Origin of the sequence: Dermatobacter hominis (assembly GCF_020715685.1) — a bacterium.
GTDB classification, from domain to species: domain Bacteria; phylum Actinomycetota; class Acidimicrobiia; order Acidimicrobiales; family Microtrichaceae; genus Dermatobacter; species Dermatobacter hominis.
In genome coordinates, this window is sequence record NZ_CP085840.1 from 146,870 (window position 1) to 172,799 (window position 25,930).

Here is a 25,930-nt window from a genome sequence, read left to right on the forward strand (position 1 = left end):
GGCCGGGGCGCGGGCTTGGAGCGGTCGCGCAGGGCGTGGGCCCGGGTCGTGCGTGCAGAGGTCGGTCGTTGGACGGGCACGGGGTCAGGTCCTCAGGTCGAAGGCGATCTTGACGGCGCCGCGGCTGCCGGCCGAGGCGGCGTGGGCGATGGCGTCGTCGGCCCGCTGCAGCGGGTACGTGGCGGTCACGAGGCGGCCGAGGTCCAGGTCCCGGACGAGGGCCATCGCCAGGTCGAAGGTGCGGGCGGTGCCGCCGCCGGGCAGCTGCTCGGTGCCGTAGGCGTACGCGCCGACGAGCTCGATCTCGCGCTGCCACAGCGGCGTGAGGTCGGCCTTCACGACGCCGGGCATGCCGACCATGACGACGCGGCCGGTCGGTCGGGTGACGGCCAGCGCGGTGGCGAGGCTCTCGGCCGAGCCGACGCAGTCGATCGTGACGTCGGCGCCGCCGGTGAGGCGCCCGGTGCCGCGCGGCCCCCCTCCAGGCGCGCCGCCGAGGACCTGCGTGCCGGTGGCGCGGCGCACCGCCCGCGCCAGCTCCCCGGGCTCGCACACCACGGTGGCGCCGAGCTCGCGGGCGAGCTCGCGCTGGTGCGGGTGCTTGGCGCCGATGATCGCCGCGCCGCCCTGGGCCGGGTCGACGGGCGTGAGCGCCTGCAGCGCCGCCAGCGTGAGGAGGCCGAGCGTGCCGGCGCCGATGAGGGCGACGGTGTCGCCCGGTCGAACCCGGGCCCGCAGCGCGCCGTGCACCGCGCAGGCGGTCGGCTCGACGAGGACGGCGGCCTCGTCGGACATCTCCGCCGGGACGTCGTGCAGCTGGCTCGGTGGGCCACCATCTCGGTGGACCAGCCCCCGCCGGTGTCGCAGCAGTACCCGGTCTGCAGCCCCGCGTCGAGGCACCCGTGGTCGAGCAGCTCGCAGTTCCCGAGCCTGCCCTCGGCGCAGGCCCGGCACGTCGGGCTGATGCCCCGGGTGACGCACCCGAGCACCGGCTCCACGACGACGCGCCCGCCGTCGGGGAGGACGTCGGCGACGACCTCGTGGCCGGGCACGAACGGGAACGACACGATCGGCTCGAACCACCGCGACGACCGGCCGTCGACGGTCGCCAGGTCCGACCCGCAGATCCCGGCGAGGCGGGGCCGCAACCGGACCCACTCGGGCCCGGGCAGGTCGGGGGCGTCGTCGTCGACGAGCTCGAGCGGCCCGTAGCGCGAGCCCGAGCCGGGCCGCAGGCCCGAGGCCACTCGGGCGACGCCGAAGCGGACGACGTCGCGCTCGAAGCGCAGGGCCCTCACAGCTCCACCCTGACGGGACCGCTCCCGGTCCGTCGCTCCCGCCACGAGGGCGCGAGCGGCAGGACCTTGTGCGGGAACTCGGAGCCGAAGTCCTCGACGAGCCAGCCCCGCTTGCGGGCGATCGACGCCAGCCGGGGCTCGGGTTCACCGCCACGGGGAAGCCGACCGCCTCGAGCATCGGCAGGTCCGACGACGAGTCCGCGTACGCCACCGCCTGTCGGGGGTCGTGGCCGAGCTCGGCGCAGAGGTCGGTGAGGATGCGGGCGCGGGCCTCGGCCGTCGGCGGCACCTCCTCCAGGTGGCCGGTCAGCACCTCGACGCCGTCCTCGTCGACGCGCGTGCCGAGCCGGGCGCACACGACGTGGTCGAACAGCGGCCTGAGCGGCTCGATCACCACGTCGAGCGCACCGGTGATCAGGACGGTCGTGTGGCCGAGCTCCCGGTGGCGGCGGACGCGGCGGACGGCGTCGGGGAACGAGCGCGTGAGGAGCAGGTCGCTGAAGTGCTCGAGCGCGTCCTCGCGGAGCTCGTCGAGCGGCGCGCCCTCGTAGCGTCGGTAGAACGACCGCAGGAAGTCCGAGCGGTCCTTGCGATCCTGGGCCAGGAGGCTGGGGGCCTCCATGAGCGTGCGGCCGACGAACCGCACGCGCTCCGCGGTGCCGAGGCGCCGGGTGGCGAGCCACGAGTAGGTCGCCACCACGTTCGAGGCGATGATCGTGTTCTCGAGGTCGAACGCCGCGAGCTGGCGCTCGGGGGCCAGCACCTGGGCGCGCAGGCGGTCGGTCCGCGCCGTGCCGGACCGCTTGGTGGGCGACGAGCGGGCCCGGCCGTGCGCCACCACCGACGGCAGGTGCACCTCGGTGATGTAGCGGTCCCAGTCGATGGCGCGCGGGTCGAGCGTGAAGCGCTCGTGGTCCTCGTCCGAGAGGCGGTCGTCGAGGGCGAGCAGGTGCTCGACCCCGTAGACCGCCTCGCACTCGGTGTAGGCGCCGTACAGCTCGACGTAGGAGAGCGCCCGGCGCGCCTGCTCGCGCTTCTCCTCGACGCTGGCGCCCCACTGCGCTGCCTTGCCCCGGAGGGGGAGCGAGGCGACGACCTTCTCGGTCCGCTCCAGCAGCGAGGTGGCCCGGCGCAGCTGGCCCTCGACCCGGCCCCGGCCCGGGAACGACCAGTCGGGCACGACGATCGGCTGCCCGTTGCGGTCGTACAGCGGCCGCTCGGTGAACCACTCCCGCACCCGGTCGACGAGCTGCTGGTACTTCAGCGGGTTGGCGTCGCCGGTCGCGACCTGCACGATGCCGGCGTCGCCGGACGCCGCGGCGGCGATGATCGCCGCGACCACCAGGTCGACCGGGATCACGTCGACCACGCCCTCGGGCACGCCGGGGAACTCCTTCAGCAGGCCCCGGGCGTAGCTGAGGATGATCGGTTCGGCCATGCGGAACCCGCGGATCCAGCCGGGTCGGGGCTCGGCGATCGCGGACTCGATGATCGACGGTCGCACGATCGTGCAGCTGATCGGGACGTCGCCGGCCGCGATCGTCTGCCCCAGCGCCACCTCGCCCAGCGCCTTCGTGAACGCATACGCGTCGGGCCAGCCCACCGACGCGGCCCGGGCCCGGCCGAACGTGACCATGCGGTCGTGGACCCAGTCGCGCCGAAGGCTCTCGGTGCGCTCGGCCAGCAGCGGGCCACCGGCCGGGCCGAGCTCGGAGCGGGCGTCGGCCCGGAACCGCTCGAGACGCTCGGGCGTCCGGCTCTCGGCGTCGACGTCGGCCCGGGTGCGCCGGGCGGCGTGCACCTCGGCGCGCCAGTCGAGGTCGGCGAAGAACGGGTTCGACGTGACGGGCTCCTCGGGCGCCGCACCGCGGCGGTTGCCCGCGACGTAGCAGGTGCTGACGGCGACGAGGTGGGGCGAGGCGCCGAGCTCCTGGAGCGTCTCGGCGATGCGCACCGGGCCCATCAGGTTGATCTCGACCGCCCGGTCGAGCGGCGAGTCGAACGCGACGGTGGCCGCGGAGTGGATGACGACGTCGGCGGCCGCCAGCGCGGCCCGGCCGTTGTCGTCGAGGCCGAGCCCGTCGGAGCCGACGTCACCGCTGACCGCGGTGACCCGGGCCGCGGCCTCGACGAAGCCGTCCTCGCCGAGCTCCTCCCGGAGCCGGTCGAAGCAGTCGTTGCGCAGGACCTCGCGCTCGAGGCGGCGCTGGGCGCTCGACCGGCGGCCGTCGCGGATCAGCAGCGTGATGGTCACGTCGGGCACGCAGCGCAGCAGCCGCTCGACCAGCGCCGTGCCGACGAAGCCGGTGGCGCCGGTCACGAACACGCGCTTGCCGGCCAGACCGTCGGTGATCACGGGGGTAGTCCCTATCAGATCCTGGGTGCGGGGCAGACCTGAGCGCGGTTCAGCTCGGGCATGGTGCGGCGGCCCGCCTCAGGCCTGGAACCGGCTGCGGCGCTGGTGGCGCTCCAGGGCCAGGCGGACGAGCTCGTCGATCAGGTGCGGGTAGTCGATGCCGGACGCGTGCCACAGCTTCGGGAACATCGAGATCGGCGTGAAGCCGGGGAGCGTGTTGATCTCGTTGACCAGGACGCGGTCGACCGACGGGCCCGGGGTCGGCGCAAGGAACACGTCGACCCTGGCCATGCCCTCGGCGCGCAGCGCCCGGAACGTGCGGATGGCCAGGCTGCGGACGTGCTCGGACACCTCGTCGTCGAGCTCGGCCGGGATGACGGTCCGGGCGGCGCCGTCGTGGTACTTGTCGTCGTAGTCGTAGAACTCGGCGGCGGGGATGACCTCGCCGACGACCGAGGCCTGGGGCGACAGGTTGCCGAGCACGCCGCACTCGAGCTCCCGGACGGGCTCGTCGGGGGTCCCGACGCCCTGCTCGACCACGAGCCGCTCGTCGTAGCGGGCCGCCTCCTCGAGCCCGGCGAGGACCCCGTCGACGTCGGTGGCGCGGGAGACGCCGATCGAGGACCCCATGTTGGCCGGCTTCACGAACACCACCGGCCCGAGGTCCTCGAGCAGCTCCTCGGCGAGGCCGGGTCGCGAGAGGTCCGAGGTGAGCAGCTGACGCCACCGGGGCTGCGGGATCCCGTGGGCGTCGAGCACCGTCTTGGCCATCGCCTTGTCCATCGCGACCGACGACCCGAGCACCCCGGCACCCACGTAGGCCACGCCCGCGAGCTCGAGCATCCCCTGCACCGTGCCGTCCTCGCCGTTGGGGCCGTGGAGCACGGGGATCACGACCGTGGGCAGGTCGCCGGCGAGGGCGAGCGGATCGGTCTGCGGTCCCTCGACGTCGACCGACGCCGGCAGCGCCCGGCGGGCGCCGAGCAGCTCCGCCGCCGCCTCGGCCAGCTGCCAGCGGCCGTCGCGCGTGATGCCCACCGGGACGACCTCGTAGCGATCGGGGTCGATCGCGGAGAGCACGTGGCTGGCCGACGCCCGGCTGACGTCGTGCTCGGCGGACCGGCCGCCGAACAGCACGACCAGGCGGATCCGTTCGGGAGGAGACGTCACGGGAGCCGAGTCTGGCACGGGCCGACCACGTCCACGGGCGGGGTGGAACCGCCCCCTAGCATCCGCCGCTGTGGAGATCGACGCCGCCGATCTGGCCCGCCGTCTGGGCGGCACGCTGCACGCGCCGGCTCGCGCCGAGGGGCTGGTACTCGACGGGCTGGCGGTCGACGGGCTGGCGATCGACTCGCGCCTGGTACGGCCCGGTCAGGTGTTCGCGGCCCTCGTCGCCGAGCGCGACGGCCACGACTTCGTGCCCGCCGCCTTCGACGCCGGTGCGGCGCTGGCCCTGGTGGAGCGGGTCGACGCCGCCTGGGACGGACCGTCGCTCGAGGTGCCGTCCGTGACCGACGCGCTCGCCGAGCTGGCGCAGGTGGCGCGCGACCGGTTGCCCGACCGGGTCGTGGGGGTCACCGGTTCGGTCGGCAAGACGACGACGAAGGACCTGCTGGCCAACGTCGCCGGGAGGGCCTTCGCCACCGTCGCGTCGGAGAAGTCGTTCAACAACGAGCTCGGCGTGCCGCTGACGCTGGCCAACGCGCCGGCCGGCACCGAGGCCGCGGTCATCGAGATGGGGGCCCGGGGCGTCGGCCACATCCGGTTGCTGTGCGAGCTGGCCCGCCCGACCGTCGGCGTCGTCACCGTCGTCGAGGGCGTCCACACCGAGGTCATGGGGTCGATCGAGCAGATCGCCGTGGCCAAGCGCGAGCTGGTGGAGCACCTGCCGGCCGAGGGCGCGGCGGTCCTCAACGCCGGCGACCCGAACGTGTCGGCGATGGCGGCCCACACGGTGGCGTCGGTGGTGACCTTCGGCGACGGGGGCGAGGTGCACGCGACCGACGTGTCGGTCGACGACGAGCTGCGCGCCCGCTTCACGCTGCGTTCGCCGTGGGGCGACGCGCCGGTGCAGCTCGCCGTGCGGGGCGCCCACAACGTGACCAACGCCCTCGCCGCGGCTGCGGCCGGCCTGTGGCTCGGCGTTGCGGTCGACGGCGTGGTGGCCGGGCTGGCCGAACCGCCCGCCTCGCCGTGGCGGATGGAGCTCGTCCGGGTGCCCGGCGGGCCGACGGTGCTGAACGACGCCTACAACGCCGGACCCGCCTCGATGGCGGCTGCGCTCCAGGCCCTGGCGGCGCTGGCCGTGGCGCCCGGCGGCCGGCGCCTGGCCGTCCTCGGCGTGATGGCCGAGCTCGGTCCCGAGGGCCCCGACGAGCACCGGCGGATCGCCGCCCTGGCGGGAGAGCTCGGCATCGAGGTGCTCGCCGTGGGCACCGACCTCTACGGGGTGACCGACGTGGTCGCCGGTGCCGAGGACGTGGCCGGTGCCGTCGGGGAGCTGGGTCCCGACGACGCCGTGCTGGTCAAGGGGAGTCGGGTCGCAGGCCTGGAGCGGGCGGCGGCGGCGTTGACTCGTCGAGGTCGATGAGGAAGCCGAGCGCCGCGGCGACCGCAGCGCCGAACAGCAGGACCGGGACCTCGCCGATGGCGTCGATGATCGGCCCGGCGATGAGCCCGCCGACGGGCACCAGCCCGGCCCAGCCCATCATCCAGAGGCCCATGACACGGCCCCGGACGGCGTCGGGCACGCGCAGCTGCAGCGTGGTCGACAGGGCCGTGACGAGGATGAAGTAGGCCCCGCCGGTGACGAACACGGCGGGGTAGGCGACCCACGGCGAGGTCGTGATCCCGAACACGGCCAGCGCAGCGGCGAACACGTAGATGCTGCCGGTCGACATGCGGGAGCGGGGCAGCTCGGAGAAGACGGTGCCCATCGAGATGGCCCCCAGCGCCGCGCCGAGGGCGAACGAGGCGAACAGCAGCGTGTAGGCGATGCCCTCGATGCCCAGCCGCTGCTCGGCGATGAGGGGCATCTGGTAGATGAACACGAGCGAGCACAGCGAGAAGACGGAGATCGTCACCAGGATGCGGGTGACGACGCCGTCGGCCCGGGCGGCGTCGAACCCCTCGCGCAGCTGCTGCCACGGCGTCGCCCCGCCGTGGCCCTTGGGCGAGAAGTCGGCGTGGACCGTCGCGACCGCCCAGATCACGAACAGGTACGTCAGGCCGTTGATGGCGAACACGAGCGACGGGCCGCCGAGCTCGGCGGTGAGGCCGCCGAGGATGGGACCGACGACGCGGCTGGTGTTCATGGCGGCCGAGTTGAGGGCGACGGCGCCCTGCAGGTCCTTGCGGCCGACGAGGGTCGGCAGCATGGCCGAGAAGGTGGGCCCGTTGACCGCGTTGCCGAGCCCGATGCAGAACACGATCAGCACCAGGGCGACGCGGTTGGGCTGGTCGGCCAGGGCGACCACGGCCAGGACCATGGACAGCACCGTCTGCATCAGGGCGATGCCGATCATCAGCCGGCGGCGGTCCACCCGGTCGGCGACGGCGCCGCCGATGGGCGACACCAGGAGCATCGGGCCGAGCTGGGCGAACGTGATGACGCCGATGAACCACGCCTCGCCGGTGAGCTGGTAGGCCAGCACGCCGAGGGTGATGTTCTGCATCCACGTGCCGATGTTGGACGCGAGGTTGCCCGACCAGATGCGCCGGAAGGCGGGCTGGGCGAACGCGGCCGCGAGGGTTCCCGGCTGCTTCGAGGGCCCTCCGCCCGAATCCTTCGCCTCCCGAACTATCGACACGTGATCAGGATAGCGACGGGCGCGGCAGAGGTGGAACGGAGTATGCGGCGGGGCCACCGGCGGCCAGCGGGGTAGCAATGTGGGGCGTGGTGGATCGGACCCATTACCAAGTCCTGGGGGTGCGTCCCTCGGCGCCGACCCCGGAGATCCGCCGCGCCTACCGGGCCTTGGCGTACCGACTGCACCCCGACCGCCAGGCCGGGACCACGCCGGCCGAGCAGCGCCTCGCCGAGCGTCGGATGCGGGAGGTCAACGCGGCCTGGACGACGCTGTCGGACCCGCTCAAGCGGGCCGACTACGACCGTTCCCTGGCCCGCACGTCCTCGGCCACGTCGTCGGCGGGCTCGACCAGCACGGCGACGACGACCGCCGCATCGCCGGCCCCCTCGGGCGAGTGGTGGGACAGCGACGACCCCGATGCGGCGCTGGCCCGGGCCCGGTCGTCGCAGCTCGACCCCGACGAGCCCGAGCTCTCGGGCGCGCAGTTCTGGCTGCTCCGGCGGGGGCCGATCGTGATCATGGTGATCGTGGGCCTCGTGATCTTCGTGGCCTCTGCCTACGCCGGTCGCGGCGCGACCGATCCGACCGCCACCTCGGCGCCGCCGGCCGTCGTCGCCGAGTCGAACTGCGTGAAGCTCATGCCGAACAACATGGCGTACACGGTGTCGTGCGAGGGTGGCTTCGACGCCCGGATCGTGCGCGAGGAGCCCGACGTCCGCGCCTGCATGGACGAAGGGCTCGGATACGCGGTCGTCGGCTCCAGGTCGGTTTGCCTCGACGAGGAGTAGACCGCTCGACGAGGAGTAGATGGCTCGACCAGAAGTCGGGGCGCGCCCGGGCGCGAGCTCTCGATCGGATCCGGGGGCGGGCGCGTTCAGGCCGCGAGCGGGAGCGTCCTGCCGTTTCGCTGTGAGCCGAGGACGGCGCCGCTCGGCGTGGTGATCTCGAACCACTGGTGGTCGACGGCCCGCATGGACCAGCCCGTGCGATGCACGACGCCGTGGTGGTGCCGGCACAGGCAGGCGAGGTTCACCATGTCGGACGGACCGCCGTCCGCCCAGTGCGTCACGTGGTGCAGGTCGGTGTGCGATGCGGGTGCGCCGCACCCGGGGAAGACGCACCCGCCATCTCGTGCATGTGCAGCCCGACGCTGTTCGCGATTGGCGAAGCGTGCCGTCCGTCCGACGTCCAGCGGCGCCCCGAACCGGTCCATGACGACTGCGTGGAAGGCGCCGTCGCAGCAGGCGACCTGCGCCGTGTGCCGGTCGACCCGCTCGCCGTCGGGCGTCCGGACCGTGCCGGGATCGTCGGAGTGGACGACGTAGGAGACATCCGCCGCCGTACCTGCACCCTTGTGGCCGGCGTCGGCGGCCAACCGGCACGCCTCCGCGAGCGCCAGCGCCAGGAGCGCCGCCCGGTGCGGGATCTCGCAGTCGTCGGGCGCCTGGGCGGCGTCGTCGGCGAAGCGGTGGAAGAGCTGGTCGGCGATCTGGTTGAGGACGTGGTCGACCACGTGACGCGTCTCGCCCACGAGGGTGCCCGTCAGCCGGGCGGACCCGTCGAACTGACCCCCGAGGTGGAGCGAGTTGTGCTCTGGACGAGGTTCGGGACCGTCCTCGTCGGCCAGGCGGAGCATGTCGACGACGTGTGCGGCCCACGCACGGAACAGCACGAAGTCGGACGTGAGGTCGATCAGGTGCTGCTGGAGCTGGACGACGAGGTCGATGTTGCGCACGTTCGTGGCGTTCGCGATCACGACGGCGTGGTCGAACGACACCCTGCCGTCGGCCAAGGCCACGGCCAGCACAGGACAGCACCGCAGGAGTCGGGCCACCTTGACCCGACGAGACCCTTCGGCGGACGGCAGCTGGTGCGCGGCGCCGATCCAGGTCCGGGTGGCGTGGCCGTGGCGGCGATCCGTGGCACCGCGAGCATCGAGCTCGCCGACGACGTGCGCAGTGGCGGCGTCGATCGCACGCCTCGCCTGCTCGAGGGTCGACGTGAGCGCTTCGAGCTCGCCATCGCCCAGCTCGCAGTCGTCGAGACCTGCGACGAGCGACCTGATCTCGTGCACGACCTCCGTCGCCGACAGCGGCGGACACGTCGGCGGTGGGGGTGACCCGCCCTCGGGCGGTGGTTCGTCCATCTCCATCTCCCAGCCTTCCTGTGCGTCATGATCGAACTGGTGTTCGATCACGACGACCAACCTACGCAGGCGGTGTGACAGCGACCGCCCAGCCGGCGGGCTCGCGGCCGGGAGGGCGCCGGCACGGGCATCGGTCGGTTCCGGGTGCACGGGACGCCCGGCTACAGTGTCCCGGCCCGGGCGTATGGCTCAGTTGGTTAGAGCGCTGCCTTCACACGGCAGAGGTCACAGGTTCGAGTCCTGTTACGCCCACCGCACGAGACCCCTGCACTGCAGGGGTCTCGTCGCGTCCGGCGTTCCGCGTCGAGCTCCTCATTCCGCGGCTGCGGATTGGCATCGTCGAGGACGTCATCGTCTGGGCAGGCGCGTGCGGGTGTTCTCCGGTGGCGCTCGGATGCCTTGGACCGACGCCCAACGCTTTCGCCGAATAGCCGGGCACTAGTCGTCGTCTGGGATGGGCTCTGGCTCGAGCGTCGCTACTTCGGCGAGGGCGCGTTCGTAGTCGTCGCGGTCGAACGTGAACTTCAAGTCGGCCGGAATGTCAGGCCGGCCACGTGCGAAGAAGTTGGACCACACGACCGTTCGTTCGTTGATGCTGACGCGAGCCATCACTCCGCAACATCCGGCGACCAGGCACCCTCCATCGAGGATCACCGGTAGACCGTTCTCGACGTAGGTCGGTGTGCCGAGGAGGTGTCTCGACGGTGGCGCAACAGCCCGGGCGTACGAGAGCAGGCCGAAACACACCGCGGGTCCTGGGGCGAGTCGACCGTACGATCCGCTCGTGGAGGAGAAGGCCATCCTGGTGATGTGGGACTACTCGGCGTATCCGCTGTGGTCGACCGGTCCGATGCAGGCGAACCTCTTCCCGGGGAGGCTTCCGCTGTCGGATGCGCTGCGAGGCGATCTCAACGAGTGGGCGGCGGACATGGAGCGCCTCATGGCGCCCGGCGCTCGACAGAAGCCGAAGTGGGAACCGGACCCGCAGGAGCTGGACGACCTGAACCGGCGGGGACAGGCACTCGCGCAGCGCGTGAAGGACGAACTCGGCACCGAATGGTCGGTGAGCTACCACGATGAGTCCACCGGGGAACGCGTCGACATGCGTGGCTCCACGACCTCGACTTGGTCGACGCATGGTCGACGCCGGCGGTGATCCTGCTGCTGCCATACCGGCCGCACGAGGTAGCCGGCACCAAGCCCCGCGCTGCGGTCAGCGCGACGATGATCCGGCTGCCTGGCTCGGAGGGACCGTGGAGACGCTTGGGGATCTGATCGAGGCGCTGAACCAAGACCTCATGGAGGTCGCAGTCCACAGCTATCTGGACCGCTTCTACAGCTCCGGCAATCGCGTCTACGGCGTGCTCGCCGTCGCCGTTCACCATCACGGTGAGGACGGCTCTGGCTTCGGGCGCGTCATACCGCCCGACAACCTCTTCAACCCCCGCCGACCCGCGGGCTTCTTTAACGTCGAGGATCTCGCGTTGGTCGCCGACGGTGTGCAGGATGAGACGATGCAGGAGCGTCGTGAGTGGTGGCCGGACTGCACGCCGCATGCAGCCCACCTACGGATTGAAGTCGTCGACGGCGGCGTCGTCTGGGCGGGCGACTGCGGATGTTCCCCGATCCCGCTTGGGCGCCTCGGACCGACGCGACAAACCCACGGCAGGTAGCCGGCACTACGTCACGCTTTCGGAGCTTCCACCCTTCGATCTCCTGGCGTACCGTCGAGTGGAGTCAGAGCTGACATCCCGACCGGAGGAAGGGCAGCGATGCCGCCGTTCAGCGTGACCCCCGTGCGGGCGTGTGTCGCCGACGAAGGCGAGCGATCTTCTCGGGCCGGTCGATCGACCACGCCACTCGGGGTGGCCGGCGTGGTTGCTTGTGGTGCCCTCTGGCTTTGGTGGACCAGCGTGCCGTCGAGGTCGGTCATCCCGCTCGGGCCGGAGTTCGATGGCGCCGCAGCCGTGGCAAGCGCTGCTGGCCTGGTGTGGCTCCTGTGGCCGTGGCGCCATGGATTCGATCGAGGACGGCTCGTGGCTGTCATCGTGATTGCAGTAGCCGTCGGCGGTGTCGTGACAGTCGCCTACCTCGGGCTGAACGTAGAGGCGCGCTTCGAATCGCATCGCTCAGAGTTCGAAGCAGCGTTGGAAGCCGCTGATACTGGAGGCACGTCGCCGCAGGTCATCGACGTGCCGTCGTACCCGCCCATGGAGGTGCGAACGGTTCCGGGCGGACAGGCACTCATCGTCGGTGGCCACTCGGCGATGCAGGGATTTCTTCATGTAGACGACCCCGAGTTGTTCGCAGTTCAGGGAGCTTCCGAGTTCCCGGGGTCTCTCGTGGACCTCGGTGATGGATGGTTCTCGACCGGCTGGTCCGTCGGAGGTGCGTGAACGCCCTGAACTCGGTGCCTCTCGTCGCCGCGCGGTGCACCCGAACCTGAACCAGCGCATACGGGGCGCACTGCCGGCATTACTCACCACCCATTCGATCGCACGCCGCTGTGCGACTGACCAAGGTCGACCGATGTTTCGGTACGCTCCCGCTCATGGCGGCGTCGTTCGTGTTCGAGTGCGGACACCGCAGGGCCGTGTCCGCCCCCCTCCGCTGGGCGGCCCTGATCGCATCCGTGGCCGCCACCTTCTACTTGTCGCTTCCGGTGTCGGCGTACTGGCTGTGGGTTGCAGACAGCGCCTTCCGAGGTATCCGTGAGGCTGCGGACCCTTCCCTGGTAGTCGTGGCGGTGGCGATGGCGCTCCTGCCGCTCGTCGGTGGAGTCGGTAGCTGGTTCTGGTGCAACCGGACACGTAGCTGGTCCCGTGTGACGCGCTCGGCCGTGTCGTTCTGCGCCGTGGTTGCGACCTCCGTTGTCACGGCCTTTGCCGCAGCGTTCGTGCAACTGCCGTTCTGATCGCCTACAGGCGCACCAGATCCGCGGCCACGTCACTCGGTGGAGATCCGGCATTTCATCCCGCCCGGTCCAGCGCTATCGCTCACGGAACCGCGGCAGGTTCCCAGCCATGGATCGCAGTGACGTCAGTGAGGTGCTCAACGACGACAGCACATCACACATGCGCGCCAGCGCCGTGGCGATCGGAGGACCCTTCTTCGTGACGTCGGGGGTCGAGCGGCGCGCCAGCGCCGGTACCGTCAGGACGGGAGTCGTTGTCGCCGTATGGAGGCGGCACCGAGGGGGAGGTCGGTACGTGCACAGTAGGACCATGTCGTTAGCTCTCGTGGCAGCAGGTCTGGCGGTGGTTGCCGCTGGCTGCTCTGACAGCGGAACCTCGGTCGAGGCCGGGGCACCAGAGCCGGCGAAGTCCGCCATCTCTACGCGGCCACCGGGGACCGCGTCCGCCGTCGCCGCCAGCGACGAGAGCCTCGTCGTGGCCGGCGGCTTCAACGTCGTCGGTGCCGACGCCACGATCAGCGCCGACGCCTGGCGCTGGCAGAAGGCGTCGAAGCAGTGGGCGGCGCTCCCGCAGCTGCCGACCAACGTCCTTGCCGTGGGTGCTGCGACGGTCCAAGGGCGGCTGTTCGTCGTGGGGCGGGACTGCAATGGGTTCAAGGATGTCGGCCGCCCGACCGAGGACTGCGCCAAGTCGGTGCTGCTCGAGCTGGTCGACGACGAGGGCTGGACGGTCACGGACATACCGACCGAGGTCTTGGACGCCTCCTTCACCTTGGGCAACGTCGGCGCACTCGACGACCGGTACCTGCTGGTAGGACCTGAGGGCTCACCTGACATCTCGTTCGTCGCGCTCGACGTTCGCGAGGGGCGCTGGAGCACCGTTCCACAGCCGAAACTGGCCGCCAACACGATGCTGGTCGGCAGCTGCTTCACGAACGGGACGTTCCTCGGGTACGCCAACGGAACGATCTCGTCGTCGGCCGGGAGGGCCGACACGCTGACCTTCGTCGAGCTCCACTCAGACCTGGAGTGGTCCGAGCCGGTGAGCGTTCGTGACATCAAGTTCCCGCAGAACAACAGCGCTGCGTTGTGCACGAACGGCGCGCTCACGACCGAGACGAACGCAGGTGTGTCGAGCATCGCACGCTCGCAGGACTCGGGACCGCCGACGGTAGAACAGGTGCCGGCACCATCGGCCCCCGTCGCCGGTCTGGAGGCACGCGGTCTCTCTTCGCTCGGAGTCGTCGGCGACCAGCTCGTCGCAGCGTCGGCCGCGAAGGGGGCCGCCGTCCAAGGCATCGGACCGGCTCCCACAGGTCAGGTTTCCCTGGCCGTCGTCAGCGGATCCACCGGCTACCTGGCCTACGAGGGGCCGCCGGGTGAGCTTCCGTCCGTTGAGACGGTGGAGGTGCCGGCATGAAGCCCATCGCAGCCACTCTCGCGACGTAGGGACAGGTCAACACGTCGCCCCGAAGACAGCTGATCAGTGGCCGAACCTTGGCCAGCGCGCACCGGGTGCGTCGCCGCCACTGCGTCACATCCGGCACTAGTCGTACGGCGTGATGGTGTCCCGAGACCCAGGACTGACCGGTGGGCAGCCGTCAGAGCTGGCGAGGTCGATCGTCGGACTCCGCTTGTGCCTTCAGATACTCGCTGCGCTTCACGATGAGCTTCTTGAGGTAGCGACCCAGGACCAGATGCTCGACGAGATCGCCGACCGGGCCGAGGGGCGCGTCAAAGCGGACGCGATCGACCATCACGGTGACACGTCGGTCTCTGGCGAACTCGTGAGTGTGGTGGAAGCGCCGGAACGGGCCCTTCACCTGCTCGTCGACGAACCTGTTGGGACGCTCGAGCTCGGTGACCTTGCTGGTCATGGTGAACGGAACGCCGAAGTGAGTTGCCTTCCAGGTGACCTGTTCACCGAGCCCGATCTGCCCGGTCGTGACCCCGTCAACGGCTCGCTCGCCGGAAGCAGACATCGATTCGAGATGAGCATCGATGCTGGGCGACAGATCGAAGACGACCTCCACCGGTGCCTCGATCCTGGTTCGATGCTCGAACTCGACCGTCACGCACCGATCCTCTCGGACGACGCGCTCACCTGGAGGGCATCGAGCACGGCGTGCGGCCGGCACTTCATGTCGGGCAGAAGCGTTCGGCGTCGGCCAGCTGCCGGTCGCCGTGGGGCTGGAAGTCGATCAGCCGACACCAGAGTCCGGACATCACTCGCTCAGCGGTTCCCCACTCCCAGATGGCAGTGCGGTCGCATCCAGTCGCAGAGGCAAGCCAGTCAGCCCGGTCGTGAAGGTCGTCCTCGCCCGGTGCGTTACGCATGATGACGCCGAGATCGAACTCGCGCTCGGCGACCACGCTCTCCGGATCGATGAGCTTGAACGAGCCGTCGTCGGCCTGCAGAGCGTTCAGTTCATGGAGGTCACCGTGGCACAGGACTGCGCGTTCGTCGTCGTGGGCTGCAGCTCGTCGCTCAGCGCAACCGACGGCGTCGCGGAGCACGCGTTCGGTATATGCGCGACCGGACTGGATCCAGAGCTGCTCGAGCCGAGCCGCCATCCAGCGGGCTCTCTGAGCGCCGTGCTGTAGGGGGACGGCTGGGTCGACAGGTCGCCACACGAGCGCCGCAGCGTCGAGGAGGAGTTCGTGACGTCTTCGGCGGGGCACGTCGAGGTCGTACATCGACGGCCCGAGCCGTTCGAGCAAGAGGGCTCTGCGCTCCAGGTCGGCGTCGAAGAGACGCACACAGCCCTCGCCATCGGCGAGCCGCAGCGCGACTGCTTCGTGGGTGAGGTCCGCGTGGTCGCTGGGGGTGCGATCTTGAGGACCACGGCGACACCGTCGCTTGTTGTGGCCTCGACGACGAGGGCGTTCACCCCCAAACCGTCGAGTGAGCGGCCGGTGGTGAGCGACCACTGCGATGCCATCTCGCCGACGAGGTCGGGCAACGCGTCGAGCCAGTCGGTCTCCCCCGCAACCGTCCGGGCTTTCCGCAGCGTCGCCGGGATCTCGATCACGACGGGATGTGTATCGCCCCACGTCTCGAGGCAGCGAACGACTTGATCAGCGCAGATGCACGTCTCGCATCCGGTACTACTCGACCCGGCGGATACCGTCCGGCACCTACCAGGTGATCGTGAAGGTGAACGGCAGGCCCTGGCGGTCAATGTAGTTGCTGGTATAGATGCCCACGTCAGCGCACTCGCCGACCTCGAGCGGGCGGTCCGTCTCGAGGTGGGTGTCGGCCGCGACGTCACCCAGGTACCCCTTCGAGAGGATGATGCCGTATTCGGTGTTCGGATCGAAGAGGTTGGAGCGGGCCGTGACGGTCAGCGTCGAGTAGTACCCGGTCGGGTCGTCGAAGTGGACGTCGATTGCGACCGGACCGCCGGTCACCGAGCACACCCGGACCTTCGCCACCTGGGACCCGGACCCCAGCACGTCGGGCACCGACGAGCTGTGGTACGGCGACGACAACGCCACGGTCGGCGGCATGATCGGACTGGTCCCGCACGCGGACAGCCCGAGCACCACCAGGGCACCGAGCGCGGACACGGCAACACGGCGCAGCGCCATGGTCACCCTCCTCAGATCGCCTTCGACGTCGAACCTAAGACGGGGCGCAGCAGCCGTCGATGGGGACGACTCCCCGCTGTCCAGTTGCCGACGGCGCCCGCCCTGCCCACCGCACGAGACTCCTGCACTGCAGGGGTCTCGTCGCGTCCGGTCGCCCGCGGCGGACTGCCGAACGACCACGGGTCAGTTGGCGCCGAGGGCTCGTCTGACCAGCTCCGGGCGAGGGTTGGTGTGTGGCGTGCCGTGGATGACCACGGTCGGCACCGTCTCGTCGCCGTCGTTGACGCTCGCGACGTAGGCGCGGCCCGCGTCGTCGTCCCAGATGTTGACCCACGCGATGTCGTCGCGGTGCGTGCGCACGGCCAACCGCAGCCGGCTGCAGAACGGGCAGCCGGGACGCCAATAGATCGACACGCCGTGCTCGGCGTGGGCGAGTGCCTCCTGGTGGGGCGTGGATGGCGGGTGACCGGCGAACAGGTCGGCGAGTCCCATCGACCGAGCGTAGGTCGGGGATGCTCTGACGACGGGCGGTCCGTTCCTCGTCGATCGTGAGCGTCAGAGGTGGGACGCGACCCGCTGCGCGATCGCCGTGGTGACCTGCTCCGTGCGCGGCGCCTGCAGCGGGCCGGGCACGTTCGCCCACGTGTCAGGTCCTTCTGCGTCGTTCGAGACCGACACGATGACGATGCGGTCGCCGACGAAGATCTGCGCCTGACCTCCGTAGCGACCGCCACGCTGCAGCCCGACGACGAGCCCGCTCGGGAGGGCGACGCCCGGCACCGGCGGCATCCGTTCCCCGTCGACGTGCGAACCGGGCGGCAGCGGCGGGATCCCGGTGACGCGCGCCGACATCGACCACTCGCCGCTGCGGAACGCACACGGCGGATCGTCGGGCCGGTCCGGGTCCACGATCGGCTCGACCTCGGCGAGGTCGACCTCGAGCACCGTGGCGACGTCGGCCGCGGTCAGCGGACCGCACGTGATGGGGATCGTCGTGGTCGTCGTCACCGTCGGCGGAAGGGTCAGCGTGGTCGCCATCGAGAACGCGGTGGTGGTCGGGCCGGACGAGCTCGCGCCTTCGTCGACATGTGTGGCACACGCCCCGAGCCCGGTGAGGACGACCGCCATCCCTCCCACCACCAAGCGCACGCGACTCGAGAGGGCGATCGACCTCACCAGCGAGCCCCTCGCGTCGGTCCACCGAGCGGCGTCGGTCCGACGGCGGCGGGCGATGGCGGCGTCAACGACCGAACCGTTCGACGGCGAGCTCCGTACGGGAACGGACGCCCAGCTTCCGGTACACGCTCGAGAGGTGGTGCTCGACCGTCTTGGCGCTGATGAAGAGCGCGGCGGCGGCCTCGGCGTTCGTCATGCCGCTCGCCACCAACTCGGCGACGCGGGTCTCCTGAGGGGTGAGCGGATCGTTGCGGCCGGTGTGGGACCGGCGGTTCGTCTCGCCGCTGGCTGCGAGCTCCTCCACGCAACGCTGCTCCCACAGCGTCAGCCCCATCGCGTCGAACGCGTCGCGAGCCGCGTTGAGCTGGTCCCTGGCGAGTCGGCGATGACGGGCCAGTCGCAGGGAGGTGCCGAACAGCAGCCGGGTGCGGGCCGTCTCGAACGGCTCGTCGAACGCTTCGTCGTGAGCGGCGCACGCAGCCTCGAAGAGCGCCACCGAGGCCGGATCGTCCCCTGCTGCGAGCGCCTGGCAGCGCAGTGCGAGCGCCGCCCGCTTCGGATCGAGGTCGGGCAGCGCCGCGAAGCGATCGGCGAGCTCGGCCGCGGCGCGCTCGTCGCCGGTCCGGCAGTAGCCCTCGACCAGCAGCGGAGCGATCCCGAGCAGCTCACCACGGGCGCCGCGCCCACCGTCGACGTCCAGCCAGGGTTCCAGCGTCGCCACCACCGCAGCGACATCGTTGCGGCACAGGGCGCAGTACGCCGCGGTGAGCGCGAAGTGCACGGCGACGCCGATGGTGCCCGCCCGCTCGACGAGGGATCGTGCGTGACGCAGGTGGCGTTCGGCGCCGGCGTGGTCGCCTCGAGAGGCGCACTGCCACGCCAGCAGCTCGACGGCCGGTGCGGCATCGCAGACGAAGCTCAACTCCTCGGCGAGCGAGACCGCTTCGGTCGCATCGGCGAACGCCCCGGCGTGGTCGCCGAGCCACATGCGGCCGTGGGCGGTCATGGAGAGGGTCGGGACGAGCGCGCCCAGCGCGCCGAGCCGCCGAGCGTTGTCGACGGCCGCCTCGATCAGCGCCACGAGATCCGGATCGAGACCGACCCACGACGCGACGAACACGACGGTCACGAGCAGCGAGGGGTCCTGGCGCAGGGACGGTTCATCCGCGAAGCGATCGAGCGCCCTTTGCAGGAGGGTCACGCCGGCGTCGCGGTCTTCGTCCATCATGGCGATCAGCCCGGAGTAGCACTCCACGGCGAAGAGGTCCTGTGGCCGCTGCGGGTCTGCGACCTCCTCCAGCCGAGCGGCGACCTTCCGCATGTGGTCGAGTCGGCCCAGCCGGTGCAGGGTCATCCACAGCTCGGACAGCGCGGCGACGAGTCGGTGGCCCTCGACCTGCTCGGCGGCGTCGGACAGCAGCTCGGCAGCTCGTCGGAGCGTGCCGCTGTACCGCTCGAGCAGGCCGAGGGCGAGCAGCGCTCGAGCCCGTGTCGACGGCTCCGGTTCGAAGCGGTCGAGCGCATCCAGGAGGTGCCGCGCTCGGTCGACGTCGCCGACCACGGCGGCGGCCTCGATCGCACCGACGAGCCTCCGAGCGGCGGCCGATCCGTCGGTGCTGAGATCGGCGGCGCGCTGGTACCCCGCCGATGCTGCGGCGAAGCAGCCGCGCTCCTCGTCGTCGATGGCGATGCGTTCGAGGTCGCCGGCCAACTGCTCGTCTGCCTCGATGCTGGCGGCAGCCAGGTGCCAGGTCCGGGACCGATGTGAGAGAGGCAGCGCGGCGGCGATCGCTGCGTGGGCCGTCCGGCGCTCCTCGGGAGTCGCGTCGAGCCACACGGCGGTCTTGACCAGGGGATGGACGAACCGAGCTGCGCCGGGGTCGATCACCACCACCTCGCGCGCTTCGAGCTCCTCGAGGAGGCGAGGTCGCAATGCCAGTCCCGACATCGCTGCGAGCTGGATCGACGCGTTGGCGTCGTCGCCGGCAGCGACGACCTGGGCCGCGCGCCGCAGCTCCGGCGGCAGCGATGACACGACGGGCCGGTAGATCGCATCGAGCTGGTCCGACAGCGGCAGCGTCGACGGCAGCGGGGCGGCCCCGAGGCGCTGTGCCGGCGTCAGGAGCGCCGACACGTGGGTGAGGGCGAGCGGGTTGCCGCCGACCGCATCGGTCAGCCGGCGAGCGACGTCGTTCGCCGTGGCCGGCGGCAGCACCCGCTGGGCATCGCCGATCGCCAAGCCCGTCAACGTCAGGCGGTCGATGCCATCGAGCGTGGTCGGTGCCGGCGCACCGTTCCTGGTCGCCATGATCGTCACGACCCGGTCGTGGGTGAGCCGACGAGCGCTGAACAGGATCGCCGCCGCCGACTCCGGGTCCATCCACTGCAGATCGTCGATCAGCGCGATCACCACTCCCGGCTCTGCCGCTGCAGCCAGGAGCGACAAGGTCGCCGCTGCGACCAGGAACTGGCTGTCAGGGTCAGGCTTCCGGTGGCCGAGCACCGCCTCGAGTGCCCGCCGTTGGTGCGCCGGTACCTCGTCGAGCTGGTCGAGCACGGGGCGCAGGAGCTGCAGCAGACCTCCGTACGGGAGCGGCGATTCCGCTTCGAACCCCTCTACTCGGAGCACCGTTCCGTCCGCGGAGGAAGCGACCTCGTCGAGCAACGTCGACTTGCCCATGCCCGGGTCTCCGACGATCGCAACGGCGCCGGCCCGCCCGGCTCGCGCCTGCTCGAGCATCGATCGCAGGAGGGCGAGCTCCTCGTCACGACCGTAGATCGACACCTCAGACCGGCCGAATGGGGGGTTCCCCCGAAGCGACGAAGCGCCTCGCCGTACGACGGTGAGCTGATGGCACAGACCCCCACCTCAGCGCTGTCCACCGCATGGAACGCGATCGTAACGGCGGCCGCGCTCACGTGGAGCGTGAGCCCCGCCTTCCGGTTCATGTGCGGTCAGTGGCGACCGCCCCGCCCTCGCCGACAGACTCCCGAGCGCTCCGGGCGTGCCTCGGACGGGCCGGGTGCGCCTGGTCGTGGGGACGGGTGAGGAGGGCGGAACGTCCGCCCTCAAGGTCGGACTCCGTGCCCGGGTCGTGCACCTCGTCTCCGCAGTGGTCGATCGCCTGCCTCGATGACGCGCCCGACTCGTCGGGCGCCTAGCTGCTCGACATCGCGATGCGGTCGTCGGACTGGGGGTTGGCCAGCTTCAGGAGCACGTCGGCGTGGCAGGGCTGATCCAGCGGGCACCAGCAGGCGAGGTCGTGGCCGCCGAGCAGCTCCTGGACGAAGTCGACGGAGCACCGGAGGTCCCCGTTGAGCAGTGCCTCCTCGTACAGCGCGGCGGCCAGGGCGCGTGCGTCGCGCTCGCTGAGCGCGCCTGTCAGGTTCCGGCCGCTCCGTCGGACGGTCCAGCCGCCGTTCAGCAGCTCCACCACCTTCCAGGGGTTGCCCCACTTCGACGGGCGCGCCACCACGAGCGCTCCTGCGGGCTTGCGCCATCCCTTGGCCCGGCGCAGTTGGATGCGTTCCGCCATCGCGAGTCTCCCTGTGACAGATCGTTCGACGCGTCGGTCGTGTTGCACGGTGCGAGCAGCGGGTCGAGGACGCAGGGGACACGTCCGGCTGGTCGGTCGTCGACGCCGGCGCGACGGAGGTATCCGTCACGATCGTGGGCCCTGGGATGACCTCGCAGGTCTCTCACCGCAGCGTGGAAGCGTGTTGCTCGCAGCCTTTCTTCCCGGTCATGACCTGGCTCAGACCACACCGAATTCTCGGAAATGGCTTAAGGGTCGACCCGCCCTGAACGGCGTCCATGAAGCTGCCGAGATGCCCGGACGAGAGCCCGCACGCCGCCAACCGCATGCATTCGACTCCATCGAGGACCGTCGACATGGGGCGCGCCCACGGCGGGCGATGTGCATCGTTCCGCCACCCGGTTTCGTTACACCTTTCCCCGCTTCCTGCCGCGATTTCCCCCGGTCATAGAGCCCTTCGCCGCGGGTAGATCTGCCGCGTGCGTCGAGCGGGCCGAGGCCCGTGGAGAGCCGCCCATCACCGTGTTCGGACCCAGGAGCCGAGCGGGGCGTTGCGGTGGAGGGAAGCGCACGCCGGGCCGCTCGCCGTCCCTGGACTGCGAGCGGCCCATCAGACCGGACAGGACCGAGTCGACGTCGATCCAGGTGGGCTGTCGGGCGAGGGGAGTCGAGTGGCGAGATCAGCACAACGTGCGCTCGGGACACGGAGTGGGGTCGACCGCATCTCGCCGGCCGTGATGCGACGACGAGTCGCTGCGATGGATCCGATGGCGGCTGCGGCACTCATCTCGGTCGTGCTCGATCAGGTGCACGCCATGAGCTGGGCCGTGGCGGCGGCGGAGCGCGGGCCCGCTGAGCTGTGGGACGGGCTGGTCATCGGCGGCGTCGGCGCGTGGCAGGTCACGGCGACGTGGTGCGACGAGCGCCGACTCGCCGTGCGGCCCAGCTGGTCCGCCGTCCGCCCGGGTGCAGCGGTCATCGACGGGGTCAGCGAGCTGAGCCGGAGGGCGATCAGCTGCGGGCGGGCGCTCGAGCTCACATGGCCGGCGGAGCTGTGCGCCGCCGCAGGCGCCGAGCTCGACGAGCTGGCGTCACGGCTGCCACGCCGATGCCGCACGGCACTCGAGTCGGATCCCGTCGGCTGGACCGCAGCGCTGACCTCCGTTCGACGGGTCGGAGTGGGCCTCGCGCTGCTGGAACGGACCGCCGGCGAGCAGTTCCCGGGAGTCGGCCACGCACAGATCAGCCCCATGGACGGGCCGGCCGACCGCCGTGTCCCCGCCCCGACCGTGTCGACGTGACATGGGTCCGTCGACCGAGCTCCACCGCACCGCCGCGTCCCGGGCGACTCCCGAGCGCCGGTCGTGGCCGTGGGGCCGAGCGGGGATGGCCCTCGTCTGGGCAGCCCTCGTCGGCATCGCCGTCACCACGGCGTGCCGCTTCTGGACCTGGCTCCAGGAGCTCGGGACGTCGACCCTCACCCTGGCTGGCCTGTCCGGCCCGGTGACGGCCGTGGGCGCGGCACTCGTCCTCGCCGGAGCTGCGTGGGCACGGCACTTCGGAACCCGCTGGGCCGCGTGGTGGGCGCTCGCCGCGATCGTGCCGGTCCTGCTGGTCGCCCAGTACGCCCGCCCGACCTACGCGGGTCTCGCCAGCGCCGACGGCCCCAGCTCAGGGGTCCACCTGACCGTCCTGGCGCAGAACCTCTGGTACCACAGCCGCGAGCCGGAGGAGCAGGTCCAGATGCTCCTGGGCGAGGACGCTGACGTGTACGTGCTCAGCGAGTTCACGCCGTCGGTGCTCGCGGAGCTCCGGGACCACGACGTCGAGCGCCGCTACCCGTTCAGCGTGATCCGACCTCGGCCCGGTCGTCTCGGGATGGCGGTGCTGAGCCGGATCCCGCTCCAGGTCCGCAACGTGACGAAGTTCCGGATCACGGTGGACCTCGAACCCGTCGGCGCAGTGCCGCTCCGCCTCATCGCGACGCACTCGCCGGCTCCGTCGAGCGTCGGCATCGAGTCGTGGCACCGCGAGCTCGACCAGCTGTCACGCTCGGCGGAAGAGGCTGGTCCCGACGTCGTCGTCGCCGGGGACCTCAATGCGACGTCAGCACACGTCGCCTTCCGTGAGCTGGCGGAGGACGCCGACCTGACCGACGCCCAGGACGCGGGTGGCGGTGGTTTCGAAGGGACCTGGAACCTGCTGGCACGGGTGCCGCCGATGCAGCGCCTCGACCACATCCTCGTCGGCAGGGACGTCGGCATCCACCGCTTCCGCTTCGCCGACCGGATCGGCTCGGACCACCGCGGCATCGTCGCCGAGATCGTCGCCCGACCGGCCGAGGATCGCTGACGCGTCCGCACGAGTCGAGCTGCGGACGGTTCACCATCACCTGGCCGCATGATTGAGGCGCACGTCGACCGGGTAGTCAGTCGGCACTCACCCGTCACAGGAGGTCACTTCATGACCATCGGAGCTGCGTTGCTGGTCGTCGTCGTGGGCGTGCTCATCGCACTGTTCGCGAGCCCCACCATCGGATGGATCGTGGCAGCGGTCGGCCTGGTCGGCCTCATCGTCGCTGCCGTCACGGGTTCGAGCCGCCGAGCCGGGATCTGAGCCTGCGACCTGGCCCTCGGACGAGTCGGTCCGAGGGCCGGCCGCCGCCCCTCCCGACGACCCTCGAGGTCCGGAGGAGACGTCATGAGCACGTCTCGTCCCCGGACCGGGGTCATGGATCGATCGGGTGCCGAGGCCTCGACGGCGGCACCCACGCGATGGCGGTTCGGCGCCGGCACCCGCACGCCCGACACCGACGACCGCGGGCTCCGCTCGCGGCTCAACCCGGGGCCGGGTCGCCCGTCGGCCGATCCGCCTCCTGCACCCCCGGAAGGCTGTCGAGCCTCGCGGCGACGACGCAGATGTCGTCCTCGGACGAATCTGCGCCCAGCGCCGTGCGGAGCCGCTCGGCCAGCCCGCTCAGGGAGCCGGTCTCCGACGCGAGTGCCGTGGTGAGCCGGGCGAAGCCGACATCGAGCACCTCGCCTCTGCGCTCGACCAGGCCGTCGGTGTACATGACCAACGTCGCGCCCGGGCTCAACGGCAGTTCGTTCACCGGGTAGTCCTCCTGGTGCGCGTATCCGATCGGTGGACGGCCGGGCGCCTCGAGCAGTCGAGGACCGGACGTGTCGCACAGCGCCGGGGGCGGGTGCCCGGCGTGGGCCCAGCGGAGCACCTGGCGCCCTGGGTCGATGACGGCGTAGAGGACGGTGGCGAGCACGTCGAGGTCCGAGTGGGTCGCGTAGTGGTTGAGGAGCGCGAGCGCGTCTCCCGGGCCGTCCGACGTGAACGCGCTGAGTCGCAGCGCGTTGCGCAGGTGGGCCATCGACGCCGCAGCCGAGATGCCGTGGCCGGCGACGTCGCCGACGACGAGACCGACCTCGCCCGACGGCAGCCGGAACGCGTCGTACCAATCGCCACCGACGCCGCCCGGACCCGTCGCGGGGAAGTAGCTGGCTTCGATCGTGAACCCGGGGAAGTGCGCCAGGTCTGGGAGGATGGCCGCCTGCAGCTCCGCGACCAGGTGACCCTGCTCCTGAAGGCGTGATTCGGCGAGATCCAGCGCCCGCTCGGCCTCGCGGAGCGCGCTGACGTCCTGGGCGGTGCCCCACAACCGGATCGCCTGGCCGTCCTCGATGACCACGTCGCCGTGGACCAGCAGATCCCGCACCTCGCCGTCGGCGCGCCGGATGCGCGTCTCGAAGCGGACCGGTGCCAGCTGGGCCTCCATGCGCTCCTGGGCGTCGTCGACGGTCGTCCGGTGCTCGTCGGGGAAGAACATCGTGACCAGGCGATCCCGATCCGGCAGCGGGGCATCGTCGTCGATGCCGAAGAGACGTCGGAGCTCGGCGGAGAACACCACCTCGTTGGTCGCGAGGTCGAGCGTCCACACGCCGATGTTCGCCAGGCGCTGGGCTGCCTCGAACTGGTCGACGGTCTCCGACAGCCGCCGATGGATGCGGCGCTGCTCGGTCACGTCCCGCGACACGACGATGAGTCCGTCCCCGAACTTCGATGCGTGGAGCGCGTAGTAACCGGAGACGACCTGCTCGTCGATCTGGTCGGTGTACGGGAGCTCGTCGATCACGAGCGGCCGTCCGGTCTCCACGACGTCCACGTAGCGGGGGAGCAGGGGCGCGATCGCCGGGTAGAGCTCGAGCAGGCGGCCCCCGATGAGCTCGTCCCGGGTCCGTCCGGCGACGTCGATGTCCACTGAGTTCATGTGGACGATGACGAAGTCGACGATCGTGCCGTCGGGGTCCCGGACGGCCCGCTGGATCACGACGAGGTCCAACATCGCGTCGAACGCCGCACGCAGCCACGCAGGCTCGCTGGGGTCCGTCACCGGCGGTTCGTCAGGCGGCTCGTCGTCGTCCATCGCGCCCCTCTCCCGGGCCGAAACCTACTCCTCCGGAGCGTCGCCGCAGATCGGATCGGACGGCGGGATCACGTCACGTCGTCGCGGTGGCGGGCCGAACGCCGGCCGATCAGGTCAGTTCGAGCAGGCGACGCAGCGCACCGCGTCGGGGACCGCGGCCAGCCGTTCGGCCGGGATCTGCTCACCGCACGACTCGCACCGTCCGTAGGTGCCGGCGCCGACGCGGCGGAGCGCCTCCTCGGCCGTCTCGAAAGCGGAGCGGGCGGTGCTCAGGAGCAGCGCGGCAGCGTCGCGGTCCTCCTGGATGACGTCGGGGTCCGCGAGCAGCTCCTCGTACTCGGCCTGCAGCTCGTCGACGCGGGCACGGGCCGCGTCGACCTCCGCCCGGAGGCCGGCGGCCGCATCGTCGTCGGTCTCGTGGTCGATCGATCGGTTCGGCATCGGAGTGCACCTCGTGGGTTCGGCCTGCGGCGTCGGTGCGCGCGCGACGGCTGCGACTGCACCGGGGGATTCTTTGACCCTAGGCGGCGAGGCCGCCGACGGCGACGCGAGTTGTCGTTCCGACGATCGAGGCCGGCTCGAGGGACTTCGGCGGGGGCAGCAGCGACGGGGCTGCCGAGCGGCCGGCCGTGAAGGGTGCTCAGCGGTCGCTGATGAGGGTCACCT

General features: G+C 71.2%; 24 protein-coding genes, 1 tRNA gene and 2 pseudogenes. 11 read left to right on the plus strand and 16 right to left on the minus strand.

Annotation, left to right across the window (positions count from 1 at the left end):
- Positions 1-84: 84 nt before the first annotated feature.
- From LH044_RS21955 to LH044_RS00735, 4 genes and pseudogenes are all read right to left on the minus strand, one after another.
- Positions 85-795: a zinc-binding dehydrogenase gene (locus tag LH044_RS21955; RefSeq protein ID WP_227760142.1), complete on the minus strand. Its 711-nt coding sequence runs from the start codon at positions 793-795 to the stop codon at positions 85-87.
- 77 nt (positions 796-872) lie between these two features.
- Positions 873-1,343, minus strand: a pseudogene (locus LH044_RS21960) (alcohol dehydrogenase catalytic domain-containing protein); the annotation flags it as partial.
- A gap of 127 nt (positions 1,344-1,470) precedes the next feature.
- A pseudogene (locus LH044_RS21965) lies at positions 1,471-3,654 on the minus strand (HAD-IB family phosphatase); the annotation flags it as partial.
- 78 nt (positions 3,655-3,732) lie between these two features.
- Positions 3,733-4,824, minus strand: a complete 1,092-nt coding sequence (locus LH044_RS00735) for a D-alanine--D-alanine ligase family protein (RefSeq protein ID WP_227757881.1) — start codon at positions 4,822-4,824, stop codon at positions 3,733-3,735.
- A 70-nt stretch (positions 4,825-4,894) separates the two neighbouring features.
- Here LH044_RS00735 and LH044_RS00740 point away from each other — a divergent pair, with 70 nt between their 5' ends.
- Positions 4,895-6,247, plus strand: coding sequence for a UDP-N-acetylmuramoyl-tripeptide--D-alanyl-D-alanine ligase (locus LH044_RS00740; RefSeq protein ID WP_227757882.1), 1,353 nt, complete (start codon positions 4,895-4,897; stop codon positions 6,245-6,247).
- Here the strand turns inward: LH044_RS00740 and LH044_RS00745 are convergent.
- On the minus strand, positions 6,183-7,466 hold the full coding sequence (locus tag LH044_RS00745; protein WP_227757883.1) for an MFS transporter: 1,284 nt from the start codon (positions 7,464-7,466) through the stop codon (positions 6,183-6,185). The genes LH044_RS00740 and LH044_RS00745 overlap by 65 nt on opposite strands.
- Positions 7,467-7,543: 77 nt before the next feature.
- Here LH044_RS00745 and LH044_RS00750 point away from each other — a divergent pair, with 77 nt between their 5' ends.
- Complete coding sequence (locus tag LH044_RS00750) at positions 7,544-8,254, plus strand: J domain-containing protein (RefSeq protein WP_227757884.1); 711 nt, start codon at positions 7,544-7,546, stop codon at positions 8,252-8,254.
- A gap of 86 nt (positions 8,255-8,340) precedes the next feature.
- On the opposite strand, the gene LH044_RS00755 is transcribed toward LH044_RS00750, so the two are convergent.
- A complete protein-coding gene (locus LH044_RS00755; protein ID WP_227757885.1) occupies positions 8,341-9,663 on the minus strand; it encodes an HNH endonuclease signature motif containing protein in 1,323 nt (440 codons plus the stop codon).
- Between the two features lie 127 nt (positions 9,664-9,790).
- Here LH044_RS00755 and LH044_RS00760 point away from each other — a divergent pair.
- A tRNA-Val gene (locus tag LH044_RS00760) sits at positions 9,791-9,864 on the plus strand.
- Positions 9,865-10,050: 186 nt separating this feature from the next.
- On the opposite strand, the gene LH044_RS00765 is transcribed toward LH044_RS00760, so the two are convergent.
- Entirely contained in the window at positions 10,051-10,413 is a 363-nt protein-coding gene (locus tag LH044_RS00765) for a hypothetical protein (RefSeq protein WP_227757886.1), read from the minus strand.
- Between LH044_RS00765 and LH044_RS00770 the strand changes: the two genes are divergently transcribed.
- From LH044_RS00770 to LH044_RS00790, 5 genes are all read left to right on the plus strand, one after another.
- A complete protein-coding gene (locus tag LH044_RS00770) occupies positions 10,397-10,768 on the plus strand; it encodes an immunity protein CdiI family protein (RefSeq protein WP_227757887.1) in 372 nt (123 codons plus the stop codon). The two genes, LH044_RS00765 and LH044_RS00770, sit on opposite strands and share 17 nt — an antisense overlap.
- A 97-nt stretch (positions 10,769-10,865) precedes the next feature.
- The gene (locus LH044_RS00775) at positions 10,866-11,285 is read left to right on the plus strand and encodes a hypothetical protein (RefSeq protein ID WP_227757888.1); all 420 of its coding nucleotides are present in this window, start codon (positions 10,866-10,868) and stop codon (positions 11,283-11,285) included.
- A 363-nt stretch (positions 11,286-11,648) separates the two neighbouring features.
- Complete coding sequence (locus tag LH044_RS00780; protein ID WP_227757889.1) at positions 11,649-12,008, plus strand: hypothetical protein; 360 nt, start codon at positions 11,649-11,651, stop codon at positions 12,006-12,008.
- Positions 12,009-12,163: 155 nt separating this feature from the next.
- Positions 12,164-12,526: a hypothetical protein gene (locus LH044_RS00785; protein ID WP_227757890.1), complete on the plus strand. Its 363-nt coding sequence runs from the start codon at positions 12,164-12,166 to the stop codon at positions 12,524-12,526.
- Positions 12,527-12,851: 325 nt separating this feature from the next.
- Positions 12,852-13,946, plus strand: coding sequence for a Kelch repeat-containing protein (locus LH044_RS00790; protein ID WP_227757891.1), 1,095 nt, complete (start codon positions 12,852-12,854; stop codon positions 13,944-13,946).
- A gap of 181 nt (positions 13,947-14,127) precedes the next feature.
- Here LH044_RS00790 and LH044_RS00795 read toward each other — a convergent pair whose 3' ends face one another.
- From LH044_RS00795 to LH044_RS00825, 7 genes are all read right to left on the minus strand, one after another.
- Entirely contained in the window at positions 14,128-14,601 is a 474-nt protein-coding gene (locus LH044_RS00795) for an SRPBCC family protein (RefSeq protein WP_227757892.1), read from the minus strand.
- A 64-nt stretch (positions 14,602-14,665) separates the two neighbouring features.
- Positions 14,666-15,286, minus strand: coding sequence for an aminoglycoside phosphotransferase family protein (locus LH044_RS00800; RefSeq protein ID WP_374210512.1), 621 nt, complete (start codon positions 15,284-15,286; stop codon positions 14,666-14,668).
- Between the two features lie 378 nt (positions 15,287-15,664).
- On the minus strand, positions 15,665-16,117 hold the full coding sequence (locus LH044_RS00805) for a hypothetical protein (RefSeq protein WP_227757894.1): 453 nt from the start codon (positions 16,115-16,117) through the stop codon (positions 15,665-15,667).
- 183 nt (positions 16,118-16,300) lie between these two features.
- Entirely contained in the window at positions 16,301-16,609 is a 309-nt protein-coding gene (locus LH044_RS00810) for a glutaredoxin family protein (RefSeq protein ID WP_227757895.1), read from the minus strand.
- Positions 16,610-16,672: 63 nt separating this feature from the next.
- Positions 16,673-17,245 (minus strand): hypothetical protein, encoded by a 573-nt coding sequence (locus LH044_RS00815; protein ID WP_227757896.1) that lies wholly within the window; start codon positions 17,243-17,245, stop codon positions 16,673-16,675.
- A gap of 112 nt (positions 17,246-17,357) precedes the next feature.
- Complete coding sequence (locus LH044_RS00820) at positions 17,358-20,078, minus strand: helix-turn-helix transcriptional regulator (protein ID WP_227757897.1); 2,721 nt, start codon at positions 20,076-20,078, stop codon at positions 17,358-17,360.
- Between the two features lie 373 nt (positions 20,079-20,451).
- Positions 20,452-20,829, minus strand: a complete 378-nt coding sequence (locus tag LH044_RS00825; RefSeq protein ID WP_227757898.1) for a DUF4326 domain-containing protein — start codon at positions 20,827-20,829, stop codon at positions 20,452-20,454.
- Positions 20,830-21,587: 758 nt separating this feature from the next.
- On the opposite strand from LH044_RS00825, the gene LH044_RS00830 reads away from it, so the two are divergent.
- The 3 genes from LH044_RS00830 (at position 21,588) to LH044_RS00840 (ending at position 23,445) form a co-directional block, all read left to right on the plus strand.
- Positions 21,588-22,130 carry a hypothetical protein gene (locus LH044_RS00830; protein WP_227757899.1) on the plus strand — a complete coding sequence of 181 codons (543 nt, stop codon included), beginning with the start codon at positions 21,588-21,590 and terminating at the stop codon, positions 22,128-22,130.
- A gap of 85 nt (positions 22,131-22,215) precedes the next feature.
- Positions 22,216-23,181: an endonuclease/exonuclease/phosphatase family protein gene (locus LH044_RS00835; protein WP_227757900.1), complete on the plus strand. Its 966-nt coding sequence runs from the start codon at positions 22,216-22,218 to the stop codon at positions 23,179-23,181.
- A gap of 111 nt (positions 23,182-23,292) precedes the next feature.
- A complete protein-coding gene (locus tag LH044_RS00840; RefSeq protein ID WP_227757901.1) occupies positions 23,293-23,445 on the plus strand; it encodes a hypothetical protein in 153 nt (50 codons plus the stop codon).
- Positions 23,446-23,665: 220 nt separating this feature from the next.
- Here LH044_RS00840 and LH044_RS00845 read toward each other — a convergent pair whose 3' ends face one another.
- Together LH044_RS00845 and LH044_RS00850 are read right to left on the minus strand one after the other, a co-directional pair.
- The gene (locus LH044_RS00845; RefSeq protein ID WP_227757902.1) at positions 23,666-25,231 is read right to left on the minus strand and encodes a SpoIIE family protein phosphatase; all 1,566 of its coding nucleotides are present in this window, start codon (positions 25,229-25,231) and stop codon (positions 23,666-23,668) included.
- A gap of 147 nt (positions 25,232-25,378) precedes the next feature.
- Entirely contained in the window at positions 25,379-25,705 is a 327-nt protein-coding gene (locus LH044_RS00850) for a TraR/DksA C4-type zinc finger protein (protein ID WP_227757903.1), read from the minus strand.
- Positions 25,706-25,930 lie beyond the last annotated feature (225 nt).